This window comes from Pseudoduganella danionis (assembly GCF_009720775.1).
Taxonomy (GTDB): Bacteria; Pseudomonadota; Gammaproteobacteria; order Burkholderiales; family Burkholderiaceae_D; genus Rugamonas; species Rugamonas danionis.
Genome location: NZ_WNKW01000005.1, coordinates 368,643 through 383,314, shown reverse-complemented (window position 1 = coordinate 383,314; position 14,672 = coordinate 368,643). Strand labels below are relative to the sequence as shown.

The 14,672-nt window shown below is 52.7% G+C and carries 16 protein-coding genes and 1 tRNA gene; 8 read left to right on the top strand and 9 right to left on the bottom strand.

The genetic code is table 11. From position 1 onward, the window contains the following. Positions 1-31 precede the first annotated feature (31 nt). The 3 genes from upp (at position 32) to GM655_RS18220 (ending at position 1,509) form a co-directional block, all read left to right on the top strand. On the top strand, positions 32-682 hold the full coding sequence (gene upp / locus GM655_RS18230) for a uracil phosphoribosyltransferase (protein ID WP_155436100.1): 651 nt from the start codon (positions 32-34) through the stop codon (positions 680-682). Between the two features lie 11 nt (positions 683-693). Continuing rightward, positions 694-1,041 (top strand): Hpt domain-containing protein, encoded by a 348-nt coding sequence (locus GM655_RS18225; RefSeq protein ID WP_371866881.1) that lies wholly within the window; start codon positions 694-696, stop codon positions 1,039-1,041. Positions 1,042-1,305: 264 nt separating this feature from the next. Beyond that, positions 1,306-1,509 carry a cold-shock protein gene (locus tag GM655_RS18220; protein WP_093555047.1) on the top strand — a complete coding sequence of 68 codons (204 nt, stop codon included), beginning with the start codon at positions 1,306-1,308 and terminating at the stop codon, positions 1,507-1,509. Between the two features lie 81 nt (positions 1,510-1,590). Here the strand turns inward: GM655_RS18220 and GM655_RS18215 are convergent, their stop codons facing one another. Further along, on the bottom strand, positions 1,591-2,502 hold the full coding sequence (locus tag GM655_RS18215) for a LysR family transcriptional regulator (protein WP_155436098.1): 912 nt from the start codon (positions 2,500-2,502) through the stop codon (positions 1,591-1,593). Between the two features lie 200 nt (positions 2,503-2,702). Here GM655_RS18215 and aceB point away from each other — a divergent pair, with 200 nt between their 5' ends. Beyond that, entirely contained in the window at positions 2,703-4,301 is a 1,599-nt protein-coding gene (gene aceB / locus GM655_RS18210; protein ID WP_155436097.1) for a malate synthase A, read from the top strand. Between the two features lie 88 nt (positions 4,302-4,389). Here aceB and GM655_RS18205 read toward each other — a convergent pair whose 3' ends face one another. After that, positions 4,390-5,244, bottom strand: a complete 855-nt coding sequence (locus GM655_RS18205; protein WP_155436096.1) for a transposase — start codon at positions 5,242-5,244, stop codon at positions 4,390-4,392. Positions 5,245-5,398: 154 nt separating this feature from the next. Then, the gene (gene gloB, locus GM655_RS18200; RefSeq protein ID WP_155436095.1) at positions 5,399-6,205 is read right to left on the bottom strand and encodes a hydroxyacylglutathione hydrolase; all 807 of its coding nucleotides are present in this window, start codon (positions 6,203-6,205) and stop codon (positions 5,399-5,401) included. 19 nt (positions 6,206-6,224) lie between these two features. Here gloB and GM655_RS18195 point away from each other — a divergent pair, with 19 nt between their 5' ends. The 4 genes from GM655_RS18195 (at position 6,225) to GM655_RS18180 (ending at position 8,343) form a co-directional block, all read left to right on the top strand. Next, positions 6,225-6,989: a class I SAM-dependent methyltransferase gene (locus GM655_RS18195; protein ID WP_155436094.1), complete on the top strand. Its 765-nt coding sequence runs from the start codon at positions 6,225-6,227 to the stop codon at positions 6,987-6,989. Between the two features lie 15 nt (positions 6,990-7,004). Beyond that, positions 7,005-7,445 (top strand): ribonuclease HI, encoded by a 441-nt coding sequence (rnhA, locus tag GM655_RS18190; RefSeq protein WP_155436135.1) that lies wholly within the window; start codon positions 7,005-7,007, stop codon positions 7,443-7,445. A 47-nt stretch (positions 7,446-7,492) separates the two neighbouring features. Next, positions 7,493-8,212, top strand: coding sequence for a DNA polymerase III subunit epsilon (dnaQ, locus tag GM655_RS18185; RefSeq protein ID WP_155436093.1), 720 nt, complete (start codon positions 7,493-7,495; stop codon positions 8,210-8,212). Positions 8,213-8,268: 56 nt separating this feature from the next. Then, positions 8,269-8,343: transfer RNA gene (locus GM655_RS18180), tRNA-Val, on the top strand. 97 nt (positions 8,344-8,440) lie between these two features. On the opposite strand, the gene GM655_RS18175 is transcribed toward GM655_RS18180, so the two are convergent. The 6 genes from GM655_RS18175 to GM655_RS23335 all read right to left on the bottom strand — a co-directional run bounded on the left by GM655_RS18175 (position 8,441) and on the right by GM655_RS23335 (position 14,641). Then, entirely contained in the window at positions 8,441-9,082 is a 642-nt protein-coding gene (locus tag GM655_RS18175; protein ID WP_196308803.1) for a helix-turn-helix transcriptional regulator, read from the bottom strand. 470 nt (positions 9,083-9,552) lie between these two features. Then, complete coding sequence (locus GM655_RS18170) at positions 9,553-9,975, bottom strand: hypothetical protein (protein WP_155436091.1); 423 nt, start codon at positions 9,973-9,975, stop codon at positions 9,553-9,555. Positions 9,976-9,987: 12 nt separating this feature from the next. Further along, entirely contained in the window at positions 9,988-10,695 is a 708-nt protein-coding gene (locus GM655_RS18165) for a hypothetical protein (protein ID WP_155436090.1), read from the bottom strand. Between the two features lie 156 nt (positions 10,696-10,851). After that, positions 10,852-11,424: a recombinase family protein gene (locus GM655_RS18160; RefSeq protein WP_229632628.1), complete on the bottom strand. Its 573-nt coding sequence runs from the start codon at positions 11,422-11,424 to the stop codon at positions 10,852-10,854. A 551-nt stretch (positions 11,425-11,975) separates the two neighbouring features. Beyond that, a complete protein-coding gene (locus tag GM655_RS18155) occupies positions 11,976-14,411 on the bottom strand; it encodes a phage/plasmid primase, P4 family (RefSeq protein WP_155436089.1) in 2,436 nt (811 codons plus the stop codon). Beyond that, positions 14,408-14,641, bottom strand: a complete 234-nt coding sequence (locus GM655_RS23335; protein ID WP_155436088.1) for a helix-turn-helix transcriptional regulator — start codon at positions 14,639-14,641, stop codon at positions 14,408-14,410. The genes GM655_RS18155 and GM655_RS23335 overlap by 4 nt, the downstream gene beginning before the upstream one ends. Between the last annotated feature and the right edge of the window lie 31 nt (positions 14,642-14,672).

Here is a 14,672-nt window from a genome sequence, read left to right as displayed (position 1 = left end):
TAATGGTCGGTACTTCAAGAAAGAATCCACAATGAAACAAGATCCGCGCTTCCCTAATCTGTTTATCACTGACCACCCGCTGATTCAGCACAAGCTGAGTCACATGCGGGAAAAAGATACCTCGACCCGTACTTTCCGCGAACTGCTGAAAGAAATCACCCTGCTGATGGGCTATGAGATCACCCGCGATCTGCCATTGACCACCCGTACCATCGAAACCCCGCTGATGACCATCGATGCCCCTGTCATCGCCGGTAAAAAGCTGGCCATCGTACCTATTCTGCGTGCTGGCATAGGCATGAGCGATGGCCTGCTGAATCTGGTGCCATCGGCCCGCGTCGGTCATATCGGCGTGTTCCGTGATCCGGAAACCCACCAGCCGGTGGAATATCTGGTGCGTCTGCCGGATCTGGCCGAACGTACTTTCATTCTGTGCGATCCGATGGTAGCGACTGGCAATTCGGCCGTGCACGCCGTGGACGTGCTGAAATCGCGCGGCGTCACGGATGACCAGATCATCTTCCTTGCACTGGTCGCTGCACCGGAAGGCATTACCGTGTTCCAGAAATCCCATCCGGGCGTGAAGATTTATTGCGCTTCGCTGGATTCCCACCTCAACGATCACGCTTATATCGTGCCTGGTCTGGGCGACGCGGGCGACCGCATCTTCGGCACCAAGTAATGGCGGACCCCGTGTCGGCAGAGGCAGAGTTCCGCGCGCGGCTGGAGGCATTGAATGCGCGCTTCGTCGCGCAGTTGCCGCTCATGCTCGAAAAGATCGAGCACGCGCTGGCAGCCTGTGTGACGAACGGTGCTGCGCCGACCGCAGAACAGCTGACGGCGCTGCACGAATCGCTGCACAGCGTGGCTGGCTCGGCGGCGACTTTTGGTTATGCCATGCTGGGCCAGCAGGCGCGCCACATCGAGCAGCAATTGCGCATGATGATGCAGGATGGCTGTGGCTGGGCGGCGATACCGCCCCAGGTGGAGCAGTATCTGCGCTGGGCGGCGCGTGACCCCAAAGCCGCGGTTTACCAGTGATGTAAGAGCGAAGCTGGCGATTGATCTAGCTCAAATCACCAAGTAAATTCTTGTCTATAGTTGTACTCACACCCTGAGTTACGCGGGTTTTCTACCAAAAAAGACGCGAGTTGGCATTTATTTTGGCGAAAACGTGCTTTTCTCGAGTAAATGGGTATAATGCGGCATCGTTTAGATTCAAGAGTAGTGCAGTTTCGCTGTTTTTCTTCTTGCCTCAAACGATATCACGGGCGCAAGCCCAACTTAACTGAAATAGGAATTGTAATGGCAACTGGTATCGTAAAATGGTTCAATGACTCGAAGGGCTTCGGCTTTATCACCCCTGATGAAGGCGGCGAAGATCTGTTCGCTCACTTCTCGGCGATTCAGACCGCAGGCTTCAAGTCGCTGCAAGAGAACCAACGCGTTTCTTTTGAAGTGACCGCTGGTCCTAAGGGCAAGCAAGCTTCGAACATTCAGCCACTGTAATACGCTGAATCAAACGAAATAAGAAATCCTCGGTTCCCGAGGATTTTTTTTTGCCCGCGCGCCAGGCGCGCTGCGAACTAACTATTTCACCGTCTTGCGCCAGTATTCTGGCTGGGCGTAGGTATGGCGCAGGAAGTCCACGAAAGCCCGTATGCGCAGCGGCAGGTGGCGGCGCTGGGCAAATACGGCGTAGATATCGTTGCCCGGTGCAGAATGCTGGTCCAGCACCGTCTGCAGCTTGCCCTCGGCGATCTCATTGCCTACTTCCCACATCGAACGCCAGGCCAGCCCCTTGCCGGCCAGCGCCCAGTCGTGCAGCACCTGGCCGTCGTTGCTGCCCATATTGCCCGCCACTTTCAGCACCACATTCTTGCCGTTCTCGCGGAAAGTCCAGCCGCGCTGGCTGCCTTCGCTGCTAATCGCCAGGCAGTTGTGCTTGGACAGATCGGCCAGCGTCTGCGGTACGCCGTGCCGTTTCAGATACGAGGGGGCGCCCACTACCACGCGTTCGTTGTCGGCCAGCTTGACGCTGACCAGACTGGAATCCGACAGGCTGGCGATGCGGATCGCCACATCGATGCCTTCGCCGACGATGTCGACCACGCGATCGCTCATGTTCAAGGTGATGCTGACATCGCGGTGTTCGGCCAGAAACGAGGGGATTAGCGGCGCCACGTGCTGGCGGCCGAAACCGGCGGGCGCAGATATCATCAAATGGCCCGTGGCGTGCGCGCTACGTTCGGCCACAGCTGATTCCGCCTCTTCAAGTTCCGTCAGAATGCGCTGGCAGTCTTCCAAGAAAGCGGCGCCCTCATTGGTGAGGGCAAGTTTGCGGGTAGTGCGTTGCAATAACTTCACACCGAGGCGGCTTTCCAGCGCATCGAGGCGGCGGCCTATCATGGCCGGCGCTATGCCCTCGGCGCGGGCAGCAGCCGAGAGACTGCCCTTGGAAACCACCTCGACAAAGGTGGAAATCTGTCTGAATTGACCCATAGATACATCAACCTAACATTTGTGAGAAAAACGCATAGATGAAGTGATTTTTAGTCTTGTTTGTATAACTTATTAGTGAATATACTGTAAAACATATCGGGGCGTAACTGAGTCTGCACACTAAAAACAAAGCCGTGCAACACTGGGGCGCATGCTTATAATTAGTCTGGTTGTTAATATTTTCTTTCGGAGAGAAGCACATGACGCAGTCCACCCTCACTCTGCCAGCAGGCATGGAAATCACCGGCAAAATCAAGCCGGGCTACGAAAACATCCTGACCAGCGAAGCTCTGGCACTGGTGGCCAAGCTGTCGCGCGAATTCGAATCCCGTCGTCAGCAACTGCTGGCTGTGCGCGTAGAGCGCGCCAAGCGTCTGGATGCGGGCGAGCGTCCTGACTTCCTGCCAGAAACCGCGCACATCCGCGCTGGCGACTGGAAAGTAGCTCCGATTCCTAAAGCACTCGAATGCCGCCGTGTGGAAATCACCGGCCCGGTTGATCGCAAGATGGTCATCAACGCGCTGAACTCGGGCGCCGACAGCTACATGACCGACTTCGAAGATTCCAATACCCCGAACTGGGAAAACCAGATCGACGGTCAGATCAATATGTTCGACGCTGTGCGTGGCACCATCGCCATGGAACAGAATGGCAAATCGTACAAACTGAACGACAAAGTAGCAACGCTGGTAGTACGCCCACGTGGCTGGCACCTGGATGAGAAGCATGTGCTGGTGGACGGCAAGCGCATCTCGGGCGGCATCTTCGACTTCGCCCTGTTCATGTTCCACAACGCCAAAGAGCAACTGGCGCGCGGCGCCGGTCCTTACTTCTACCTGCCGAAGATGGAATCGCATCTGGAAGCCCGTCTGTGGAATGACATCTTCGTCATGACCCAGAACGAGCTGGGCCTGCCACAGGGCACCGTCAAGGCGACCGTGCTGATCGAGACCATTCTGGCCGCCTTCGAAATGGACGAAATCCTGTACGAACTGCGTGAACACAGCTCGGGCCTGAATGCGGGCCGTTGGGATTACATCTTCTCCTGCATCAAGAAGTTCAAGCTGGACAAAGAATTCTGCCTGGCCGACCGCGCCAAAGTGACCATGACGGCACCGTTCATGCGCGCTTACGCTCTGCTGCTGCTGAAGACCTGCCACAAGCGCAATGCACCTGCCATCGGCGGTATGGCTGCACTGATCCCGATCAAGAACGATCCAGAGAAAAACGAAGTGGCCATGGGCGGCGTGCGCAACGACAAGGCGCGTGACGCGACCGATGGCTACGACGGTGGCTGGGTGGCCCACCCGGGTCTGGTCGAACTGGCCATGACCGAATTCAAGAAGGTTCTGGGCGACAAGCCTAACCAGATCGACAAGCAGCGTCCTGACGTGGAAGTGACGGCAGCCGAACTGCTGGACTTCAAACCAGAAGCCCCGATCACGGAAGCAGGCTTGCGCTACAACATCAACGTCGGCATCCACTACCTCGGTAGCTGGCTGGCAGGCAACGGTTGCGTGCCTATCCACAATCTGATGGAAGATGCTGCGACGGCCGAAATCAGCCGCTCGCAAGTATGGCAGTGGATCCGCTCCAGCAAAGGTACGCTGGAAGATGGCCGCAAAGTCACCGCAGACATGGTGCGCGCCATGATCCCTGAAGAACTGGCCAAAGTGCAGCGTGACGCGCCTGGCGGCGACGGCCCGACCTATGTACGTGCTGCGGAAATTTTCGAAGAAATGTCGACCTCCGACCAGTTCGCCGAGTTCCTGACTCTGCCGCTGTACGAAGAAATCTAAGTCCCAATAAAAACGGCCCTGCGGGGCCGTTTTTTACTTCGGGGTCAGGTCTGTCATTTGGACATACACGCAATATTATTGAGCTACCTCAATATCGCTCTGCAGGTTTCTCGGCTGTTTTGAAAGCGGCGATTGCTCGGCTGACGGTCTTTACGGAAACCCTAGCGTGGCGTGCAATCTCCGGCATGGTGTAGCTATGCGATAAGTAGGCGCGCGCCATGGCTTCGTATCGGTTGGGATAACGCTTGAAGAAGTCGGATAGCTCTGGTGTGACGAGTTTGCGCTGGGCGCGCTGGATTTCGCGCTGATCGCCCGATAGCGGGTGCTCGAGGTACTGGGCCTGAAAATCGGCATCACCTAGCAGCATGCCATGTGCCAAATTTGCCCAGGGACTGCGCTCAAGCAGCCCATCTGCGACGAAACTTGCGTAGGCTGCAACGGTATCCGATGGCCCAAAGTGGCCCAGTACCACCTGTGTGTCCAGCCATGCTGGCGCGCTAGTCTGCGCCACCTTTGCCCGATAACTACTCCATATCCAGTCGGCGGGATGCGCTACCAGGCTGGCCCGTACCGGATTGAGTTCTACATAGCGTGACAGTTCCAACAGGTAGGTGTTGCTTTGGCAGAGGATGGCTTTATAACGGCCTTGAAATACATGTCCGACCTGATGGTATTGGCGATTGTAATAGGCGGCGTAATTGCCGTTCAAGTGCCGCAGGCCGCGCGCCAGCATGCCATGCAGGGTTTCGAGTAGCAGATGGTAGTGGTTGCCCATCTGGCAGTAGGCATGGATGTGGAATTCGAAGCGCTTGCAGGTCTCTCCCAGCATGGCAAGCCAGACTTGCCGATCCGTATCTGAATGATAGATCGCACCGCGCCGATCGCCGCGCGCGGTGATATGGTAGAGCGCTTGTTCGATGTCTAGTCGCAGAGGCCGGTTCATACCCTCACACTAGGCGATCAATTAGTGCTTGCTTTGCGCTGACACAGTCGTCGCTCAGTTTGCGACATTTATTTTGATATTGAGGAAAGTCAAAGATTTAGTCCGTCTGTCCTAATGACAGACCTGACCCCGAATTTTAGGAATCTTATGCTGGCTAGAATTCGTTCTTCCACAGCCGCAAGGCCGTGAAGGTGGCCAGTGTCGTGTCGCTGCCTTCCAGCTTGCCTGCGCGCTGCAACTGTTCGGCGATACTCTTTTCCCGATAGCGCAGGAACGGATTGGTCGCCTTCTCCAGTGCGATGGTGCTGGGTACCGTGGGCAGATTGTGCTCGCGTTTATCGGTCTCGTCTTTGATGCGCTGCTGCAGCGCCAGATTATGCGGCTCCACCACGCGGGCAAAGCGCAGATTGGACAAGGTGTATTCGTGCGCGCAGTAGACCAGCGTATCGTCTGGCAGTGCGGCCAGCTTTCCGAGTGAGCTGATCATCTGCGCTGGCGTGCCTTCGAACAGGCGCCCGCAGCCGCCGGCAAACAGCGTGTCGCCACAGAATAGCCAGCCTGCCGCGCCATCCTCACCCTGGCGTACATACGCAATGTGGCCCATGGTATGGCCGGGCACATCCAGCACGCTGAGCCGCAAATCCAGACCCGGCACTTCGATCTGCTTGCCTTCGCTTACGGGCAGGCTCACGCAGTCTATGCTTTCATTAGTGGGACCGTACACGGGCACGGGATAATGCTGTAATAATTCGCCCACGCCACCGATATGGTCAGCATGGTGATGGGTGAGTAGAATGGCGGTCAGCTTCAGGCCATGGGCCTGCAAGGCTGAAAGTATAGGCTTGGCATCACCGGGGTCGACAGCAGCTGCATGTACGCCATCGTGGATCAGCCACAGGTAGTTGTCGCGAAAGGCTGGGATCGTCAGAACATCAAGTACGGGCTTGGTAGAATGGGTCATTGGATCGTAGAGGCTAGGCATGGACAAAGCAGGTTCGGAGAAATCCATTATAGCGCTGGAAGGCTGGCTGCAGACGCCCGCCGGTGTCTACCTGCGCGCATGGGAACAGCAGACGCTTGACCACTTGACAGCCGATATATTTGGCTTCAATGCCGTGCAGATCGGCATGCCGCAGCTCGATGCATTGGCCGCCAACCGCATGCCTTACAAGTTTCTGGCTGACCGCAAAGTACGCACGCTGGCCGAAGCGCCGCGCCGCGCGGTGGCACTGACCTGTGATCCGGTAGAACTGCCGTTTGCCACCCAGTCGATGGATCTGGTGGTGCTGCCCCATGTGCTGGAATTTTCGCCCGATCCCCATCAGGTGCTGCGGGAAGTGGAACGCGTGCTGATACCGGAAGGGCAGGTGATCATCTGCGGCTTCAATCCGGCCAGTCTGTGGGGCGCGCGGCAGGTGCTGCGGCGCGTCGGCGGTACCGGCTTTCTGCCGCGCACCGAGGAGCTGATTTCTATGCCGCGCCTGAAGGACTGGTTAAAATTATTGAATATGACGGCCAGTCAAAGCCACTTTGGCTGTTATGCACCGGCTTGCCGCACGCAGAAGTGGCTGGAACGTTACACCTTCATGGATAATGCGGGGCCGCGCTGGTGGCCGTATCTGGGCGGCGTATATATCGTGCAGGCGATCAAGCGTGTCAAAGGCATGCATCTGATCGGTCCGGCATGGAGTAGAAAAACAGCGGCAGCACCGTCGGTGGTGCCCGCGACGAATAAAAGGCGGTAAAGCAGTATGGAAAATATGGACAAAGTGGAGATCTACACGGACGGCGCCTGCAAGGGCAATCCCGGCATCGGTGGCTGGGGCGCCTTGCTGGTAGCGGGCGAGGCCGAAAAGGAGATCTGCGGCGGTGCGCATGACACCACCAACAACCGCATGGAGTTGCAGGCCGTGATCGAAGCGCTGCAGGCGCTCAAGCGCCCCTGTCTGGTCACGCTGCATACGGATAGCCAGTATGTGCAGAAGGGCATCAGCGAATGGATACATGGCTGGAAGGCGCGCGGCTGGAAGACGGCGGCCAAGGAGCCGGTCAAGAATGCCGATTTGTGGAAGGCCCTCGATGCCGCGCAAGCGCTGCATACAGTGGAATGGCGCTGGGTGCGTGGCCACAACGGCCACCCCGGTAACGAGCGCGCCGACATGCTGGCCAACCGCGGCGTAGAACTGGCGCGTGCGGGCTAGGCGGCCTGTTATACTTCCTGTTCAAGCAGTCGTCATCACGGATCACTATGCGTCAAATCGTACTCGATACTGAAACTACCGGTATCAACCCCAAGCTAGGCAACCGCATCATTGAGATCGGCTGTGTGGAGCTGGTCAACCGTATGCTGACGGGGAATAACTTCCACGTCTATATCAATCCGGAACGCGATTCGGAAGAGGGCGCGCTGAATGTCCACGGCCTGACTACCGAGTTCCTCAGCGATAAGCCCAAGTTCGCCCAGATCGTCGATGATCTGCGCGAATACATCCAAGGTGCTGAAGTCATCATCCATAACGCACCGTTCGATCTGAGTTTTTTGAATCACGAATTCCAGTTGTTGGGATTGCCCGATTTTTCTACCCATATCCATGGCGTGATCGATACGCTGGTGCATGCCAAGGAGCTGCATCCGGGCAAGCGTAATTCGCTGGATGCCTTGTGCGACCGCTACGGCATTTCGAACGCCCACCGTAAGCTGCACGGCGCGCTGCTGGACTCGGAACTGCTGGCCGACGTGTATCTGGCCATGACGCGTGGCCAGAATAGTCTGGGCATGGATGTTGAGGAAGAAGTGGCCGTGGCTGGCGAAGAGCTGGCGGTGGTGCCGCTGGCGCAAGTGATTTTCCAACCAGCGTCGGAGGATGAACTAGCCGCGCATCAGGAGACGCTGGCTGGACTGGACAAGGCAGTAAAGGGGCAATGCATCTGGACTGCTTTGACCACGCCTCCCGCACCGGCAGCCTGATTGGCGAAATCTATCTTCCATGGAAGATGAATGTGTGGCATAATACGCCCCGCTTCGGGAGGTTAGCTCAGGGGTAGAGCACTGCATTCACACTGCAGGGGTCGCAAGTTCGAAACTTGCACTTCCCACCAAGAATACTTAGTCTAATCAAAGACTTACGATAAAAAGCCGACACTCTCCGAGGTCGGCTTTTTTGTTGTGGACTACTGGTGGACTAAATCGGCAGCGCTATGCGGTAACTTTTTCCTTGTTAGCCCGGATTCTTTCGGCAATTTCCGTTGCTTCGCCGCCCACGCGATTTGCAATGCGCCGGGAAATCTCTTTCTCGTTATCGCCCATTGAATCGAAGCCAGCTATATCCTCTTCGCTCACGCCAAGACGGAAAGCAATTGTCGCGGAATTCACCAGTGCGCTCAGTTCGTCTATGACGCGGCGACTCTCGTGGTAAAGAAATTCATCCTCTTCAAGTGTCCGACGCATCATCAGGGTTTCCAGTAGAGTCTTGTTCTGATGTAGGTGGACCATTAGCTTCCGGGTTTCACGAATTGCAGCGACGGGGCCGAAGATGGGGAGTGTAAGGGTTTGCAGGCAATTAGCTGTGCGCTGGTCCGGGTGCTTGTCTACCTCCAGAGCCTCGTGGTACTTCCAGTCCTCGCGGCCTTCTTTGATCTTGAGGTCTATCCATGAATCGACCTCGCCTTCAATCCAGCGTGCTGCAGTGGATGCAGCGGGAGCTTTCCCCGTTAGACCTAGTTTGATTGGTTTCGGGAAGCCATCGGATTTCATGCGAATGTGCATCGTTGACTTAGAAAATGAGGTTTTTGTCAGTACCTCGTTACGGGTTAATAGACGAGTGGAGTTAGGCGACATAGTATGGCTTTCGAAGGTGCCAGAACTAGGACCAAATATATAGCATTTCCATCGAGGCAAACTCATGCTAATATAGTTGTGAATTTAAATCCCGCGAAGATTTAATTTCCAAGCCTAGTTTTGGGCGGGTGGTTAGAATAAAAAAGCCCCTTTTGGGGCTTTTTTATTGCCCCATAGTTTTGCTTTTATCTGCATAAACCTAATTAAAATTAGGTAAGCCAATATTACACCCTTGGGGATTTAATTAAAATATATTTTGTGATTTTATTTGACTTTTTGTCCTATATGGTTATATATGGTTTATATTTAACCAAAATGAGCATTGATAATGGCCTAAATGGATTTCTATTTTTTCTTTGTTCTTGTTAAGATGCATATCAGATAGGCTGATAGCCCGACTACTGTTACCCCGACGTGATTGGTGGTAGCTCCTATGATTCCCATTAGTAGAGCAGAAAGGGTAATGGTATTCATTCGGTTACCATGTATTTCTTCAGTACTTCGTCAACCGATATATTCATGCATCGTGCTAATTGCTCTTCAAGCTCTGCAATTTTCTTTTGAAGGTGAAGTATTCGGGCTTTACTTTCTGATGCCAAAGTTGGGCCGAAATACTCTGTGTATTGAGTTAGGCTAGCCCCATCAAAGCTGGTAAATGGCGCGGCTTCTGTTGCGTACTTTCGGCAGAACGTTTTGAGTATCGAATCAATTATCTCTACATCATCGAATTCGACATTGCCCGATGCATGAATTTCAAGAAGTGTCTTTTGGTCATCTGTGAAGGCCAGCCTGGCCCGCTCGCAGTAGGTGGAAAGCGAGTGGTGCAAATTGCTGATTGTTTCTGATGAAAGGGCCCCCACCGGTAGGCTGCTTGTTATGGAATAGAATGTCATTTGATCTTACCGTTATTTAAGCAATTCTTGAGCCTGATTGGTTTCCTCTGCAGCCTTCAAAAATATGTGTTGTATGACTTTTGAGTAGTCAAGATGGTCAGGGGATACATTTGAATCAACTCTTCGCATATTTGGGTAATAATTTCTTATCCAATCCGAAAGAGCTTCATTAAGCACAACATCACGCAATTTTAGGGATATAGAAGCCTTTGTTTCATTTGGTGAATTTTGAAATTTAGTTCCCCAAAATTTGAGTCCAATTTCATAGTGTTTTGAGGCATCAAGAATATGCAATGCCACTTGGGGCAGAGCTTTTGTAGATGGTCCCTCAATAAAATTAGTTACATCAATCTTTGATTCAATAAATGACGCTTTATAGTCGCTGTAGCTAATACCGGATTCTATTTTTATAGCTAATCTGCGCAAGGATTTAACTGTATTATTGGCATCGGCAATTGCTTGTTTATTTTTTTCTTCGGTCCGTTCCTTTTCAATTCTTACGCGATCATCGTTGACCCGTTTCTCTATGAGTTGGTCTTCTTCGAGTTTTTTTGATTTCTCTAGGCTTTCTTGCTTCGCTTTTTGATCATAACACTGTAAGCGAGAAGTTTTATTCTTTAGTGATTCGCAATTGTTCGACTGGGCAGAAACAGGGAAGGTGGTAAATAATAGTGCCAAACCAAGGAATCCAGCGATAATAAAAAAATCATTGTTCTTCATTTGGATTTTACGTTCTAATATATAACAGAGTTAGGGGGAGACAAGTCTCAAAGTTGAGAGCATTGTCAGGCGATTGAGTCGCAAATTTCATTAACCATCATTTATTGAAAATTTGTCTATGATTACTATAGCATTTTGATATTTTTACAATACTCACTAAATGTCACGCTCGCTACAATTGTTTAGCACTGCATACACCGTGCTCCTTGTGACGCTGTACTCCGATGCAAGCTTAGTTTTACTCTCGCCCGCAAATGCCCGCTCACGGATAATTGCCGCCTGAACTGTAGTGAGGGCGTTAGGTCGGCCAGTAGTTTTACCCTGTGCCTTGGCAGCGGCGATGCCTTCTCGTTGGCGCTCCCGTATCATTGAGCGCTCAAACTCGGCGAATGCCCCCATCATGTTGAGCATAAGTACGCTCATAGGGTTTGATTGATCTGGTGAGAACGTAAGTGCCTCTTTATGGAAGGTTACGATTACACCCTTGCTGTTCAGCGTTTCGACAAGCTTGCGTAAGTCCACAAGGTTACGCGCTAGCCGGTCTATCGAATGCACATGCAAGGTATCTCCTTCGCGCACATACAGAAGCATTTCTTGTAGGGCGGGGCGCTTGGTATCTTTGCCGCTCACCTTGTCCTCAAATACTCGGTCAAGCTTCATGCCTTCCAATTGACGGGCCAGATTTTGGTCTACGCTTGAAACGCGGACATATCCCACTGCTGCCATCATTACCCCGCTGTATGTATAAAAATGTTCAAGAGGTTTTTGGAATCTGTATAACAACTACTGATTGCCACCTTTTTGTACGCTTTTGGCCTATCGGTTTGCACTGTATAAAAAGGTGTACTTTTTGCACAGTGGTGCTGGCGCTGGTGTGCCAACGTCCTCACCCAACCGAAGAACGATATAAATTGTTTGGTTCGTTAACGGTAGTGCGAAGCCCACCACCTAATTATGGTCGCGGCGTCTGCGGTGGGCCGGGTATGGCACTTACAGATCGGGGAGATTTTTAGAATTTCGGGTGGTGTATTTAAAACCATACTCTCCCCGGTGGGGGCGTACAGATGGCCGGTTATCTGATGTGGCTAGTTGTCTCAGAGCCACCCCAGAGGGTGGTAGTTTACTCTAGAGATATTCTCTATCTATAAATTTGGGAGGGTTGGGAGGGTTTAACTAAACTTCCATAAGGGAAAAAGGGGAGGGGATAGCAGTATAGAAAAAGTCTGTAGTTACCCTCCCAACCCTCCCACATAACATCATCGGGGATTACGCTCGGCCAATCACCCCGGTGTCACCAAGCTTTCAATGTCTATTCCGTGCTCCTTCAGATCAACAACACCAAGTGACTCTGGCCCCTTTCCGCCCCCTCGGCTGTGGCTGTAATGCTGGATGTTCCACACATAGTCAAGGCGTAGCATGATACCTGCGTAATAATTGCCGCCGGATTTTCCAGAGGCGATACCCGGTCGCTTTTTCATTTCGGTACCAAATCGTGTCAAGTTCATCGGGTGAAAGCCACCGTCAAGACAAAATTTTTGATATGCCGCGTACAGCATTGATGCCCCGACTCGCCATGGGAGCTTCGTATTTGGATACTTGTTAAAAATCTGAGGCGTAACACAGGCTACATTCAAAAATTTCCCGATGGTGTCCATTTCCTGCCGGTACTCGTTAACCATTTCCTCTACGCGTCGGGGACGCTCAGCAAGAGCTTCTCGGTACCAGAGTTTGGCCCCCTCAACTATCCAGTTAAGAATGCCGCAAGCTTCCTGCTTAAAGTCCTCAGTCATTCTTCGGGCTACCTCGCTATCACTTTTGAATTTTGCGTCAAATGGTAGGGGGCACAGTCGTCGCCAAATGCCGTTGTCAGTATCCTGAACACGTGGCAGATAATTGGCAGCCATGATAATCGTGTGTGTAGGCACAAAATTTATTTGCGATTTGTATTTTTGGCTGGCTGCAATTACGTCCCCTCCGGTGAGTGACTTTACAAGTGCTTCATCAAATACCTGCCCTGCAGCCGGCTCCACAGTCGTGACCAATCTCGCCCCTCGAAGTGCAGCGATGTCATCCGAATGGGAGCCACCAGCGGTACCATGCTTGCGCATCAGACTAGCCACTGGCATAGCTTGAGTGTACCCAGCGGCTCTAGATACGCCAGCTCGGCCCAGCACGCGGCTAATGGTCTCTAGAAGCAATGATTTACCATTACTGCCGTCACCAATAAAGATAAACATAGCTTGTTCGTCTACGCTCCCCGTTGCTGAGTATCCAATGATCTTTTGTAGGTAGCGTATTAGTTCTGCATCCTGTACCATCACCTCGGAGATAAATTTCTCCCACTTTGGGCAAGTGGCATTGGCATCATAGGAAACAGGTGCAAGTTTGGTAGTCATTAACTGCGGGCAGGGAGGCTCGAATCTGCCTGTCCGCAAGTTGATCGAGCCATTGTTCACGACAAGAATATCATTCTGAGTGTCTAACTCATCTGGGGTGATCGACACACCCGGTAGGCTTTGTGCCGCGTCCGCAATTCGTCGTTCTTTGCCATCTGATAGCCGTCTATAGTGGGATAGTATTTCTTTGCGCCTGTCGCTGTCGTACTCGCTTTCTGCTTCCTCCTTTAAGCCACTTATCATCTTTTGCACTGCACACCGGACTCTCAACGCCTCGACGTCCCACACCCAAGTATTGCCTTCCCAAGTTAACCAGCCTTGCCCCGGAACGTACCGGTAATGGTTGCCATGGGTGTGTTGAAAGCGCTGTGCAAAGCCCAATTCTGTACGGGGGAAAGGTGGCATCTTTGCTTGCTCCTTACGCCAGATGCGCTCCACTTTATCCCTCGCCTTCTCTCGATCAAACGGCTCTGCCATCGAATTTCCCAACACCTCAGCGGCTATGTGAAGTTCGTCGTAACCAAGGCCCGTACTGGCTAAATAACCTAGGGTCTTCATCATCCACGCGTCACGGCCGTCACCGTCGCGCATCGCGGATGCTTCGAGCAGGAAAGGCGCTAGACCTGTAGTTGTAGTTGATATTTGTTTGGGTGATTCTTTCACTGTCCCCCTGCTTTTTCCTGCACGCGCCCTAATAGTCTCCTCAGTCCAGCCATATTCCCTCATCAATTCCCGCCACGGCGTAACCCTGTGACGGTCCCTAATCTCGTGAACTCTTGTGAGGAAAGGGGCAGTGTCAGCCTTTCTGTGTATGAATCCCGGAATACGCATGGGGCGCGGCAGGTCGCAAATTGACAGGTCTCCGTGAACTTTATCTGCCAATAGGAGTTGTGCACCTTTAAATAATTGTGGGTCTAATGGAAAGCCACTGACCCGTCGATACGCATGGAATTTCCCGCTGCTGGACTCCACAGTAAAATCGAAGTCGAACCCTGATCTATCAATTAACTCCAGGGGATTTGACCCCGGATGGTCACAATCAACAAACACGGCTCTAACTTCAACTACATCAGCTGCCGTTCTCTTTGCGCCGTCGCATCTATTGGGGGTGAGGAAAATTCCGTAGCCTTGAGTATTCCAGCTCTCAAGATTACTCCCCAATTGTTTGATCGTCCCATATCTAGACAGGGCGGGAAGCCCTCGGTCTTTGTCCAATGCCAGTAGAGTAACCTGAGCGTCTTCGGTGCCAGTTAGAAGTCGAACAAAGTCCATGGCTGCTGTGAGGTTAATAGTAGGGGAGGTGGTACTAATCTCGTTCATGCATCCACCTCACTTACATCGAGGGATTGGACCCAAGCTTCAAGGTCTGCTGTACGGACAAGCGTGCGGACTCCAAGTTTGATGCGCTTTGGCCCTTCGCCTTGTGACCATAATTTGTATAAGAACTGGCGGCTGATATTCGCGCTGTGGCAAACTTCGAGTACATCAAGCAAGACTTTAGGAATTGCTGGGGTTGTAATGGGTGTAGGTGTATTTGATATTGCAGGCATAGCTAAAGGCTCCAGATAAAGTTCTGCTGCG

Excerpts from the sequence above, each read along its gene's own strand:
- GM655_RS23335 (WP_155436088.1), bottom strand. The coding sequence starts at position 14,641 with ATGCCTGCAATATCAAATACACCTACACCCATTACAACCCCAGCAATT.
- GM655_RS18155 (WP_155436089.1), bottom strand. The coding sequence starts at position 14,411 with ATGAACGAGATTAGTACCACCTCCCCTACTATTAACCTCACAGCAGCC.
- gloB (WP_155436095.1), bottom strand. The coding sequence starts at position 6,205 with ATGACCCATTCTACCAAGCCCGTACTTGATGTTCTGACGATCCCAGCC.
- GM655_RS18160 (WP_229632628.1), bottom strand. The coding sequence starts at position 11,424 with ATGATGGCAGCAGTGGGATATGTCCGCGTTTCAAGCGTAGACCAAAAT.
- rnhA (WP_155436135.1), top strand. The coding sequence starts at position 7,005 with ATGGACAAAGTGGAGATCTACACGGACGGCGCCTGCAAGGGCAATCCC.
- GM655_RS18195 (WP_155436094.1), top strand. The coding sequence starts at position 6,225 with ATGGACAAAGCAGGTTCGGAGAAATCCATTATAGCGCTGGAAGGCTGG.
- upp (WP_155436100.1), top strand. The coding sequence starts at position 32 with ATGAAACAAGATCCGCGCTTCCCTAATCTGTTTATCACTGACCACCCG.
- GM655_RS18220 (WP_093555047.1), top strand. The coding sequence starts at position 1,306 with ATGGCAACTGGTATCGTAAAATGGTTCAATGACTCGAAGGGCTTCGGC.
- GM655_RS18175 (WP_196308803.1), bottom strand. The coding sequence starts at position 9,082 with ATGTCGCCTAACTCCACTCGTCTATTAACCCGTAACGAGGTACTGACA.
- GM655_RS18170 (WP_155436091.1), bottom strand. The coding sequence starts at position 9,975 with ATGACATTCTATTCCATAACAAGCAGCCTACCGGTGGGGGCCCTTTCA.
- GM655_RS18165 (WP_155436090.1), bottom strand. The coding sequence starts at position 10,695 with ATGAAGAACAATGATTTTTTTATTATCGCTGGATTCCTTGGTTTGGCA.
- dnaQ (WP_155436093.1), top strand. The coding sequence starts at position 7,493 with ATGCGTCAAATCGTACTCGATACTGAAACTACCGGTATCAACCCCAAG.
- GM655_RS18205 (WP_155436096.1), bottom strand. The coding sequence starts at position 5,244 with ATGAACCGGCCTCTGCGACTAGACATCGAACAAGCGCTCTACCATATC.
- GM655_RS18215 (WP_155436098.1), bottom strand. The coding sequence starts at position 2,502 with ATGGGTCAATTCAGACAGATTTCCACCTTTGTCGAGGTGGTTTCCAAG.
- aceB (WP_155436097.1), top strand. The coding sequence starts at position 2,703 with ATGACGCAGTCCACCCTCACTCTGCCAGCAGGCATGGAAATCACCGGC.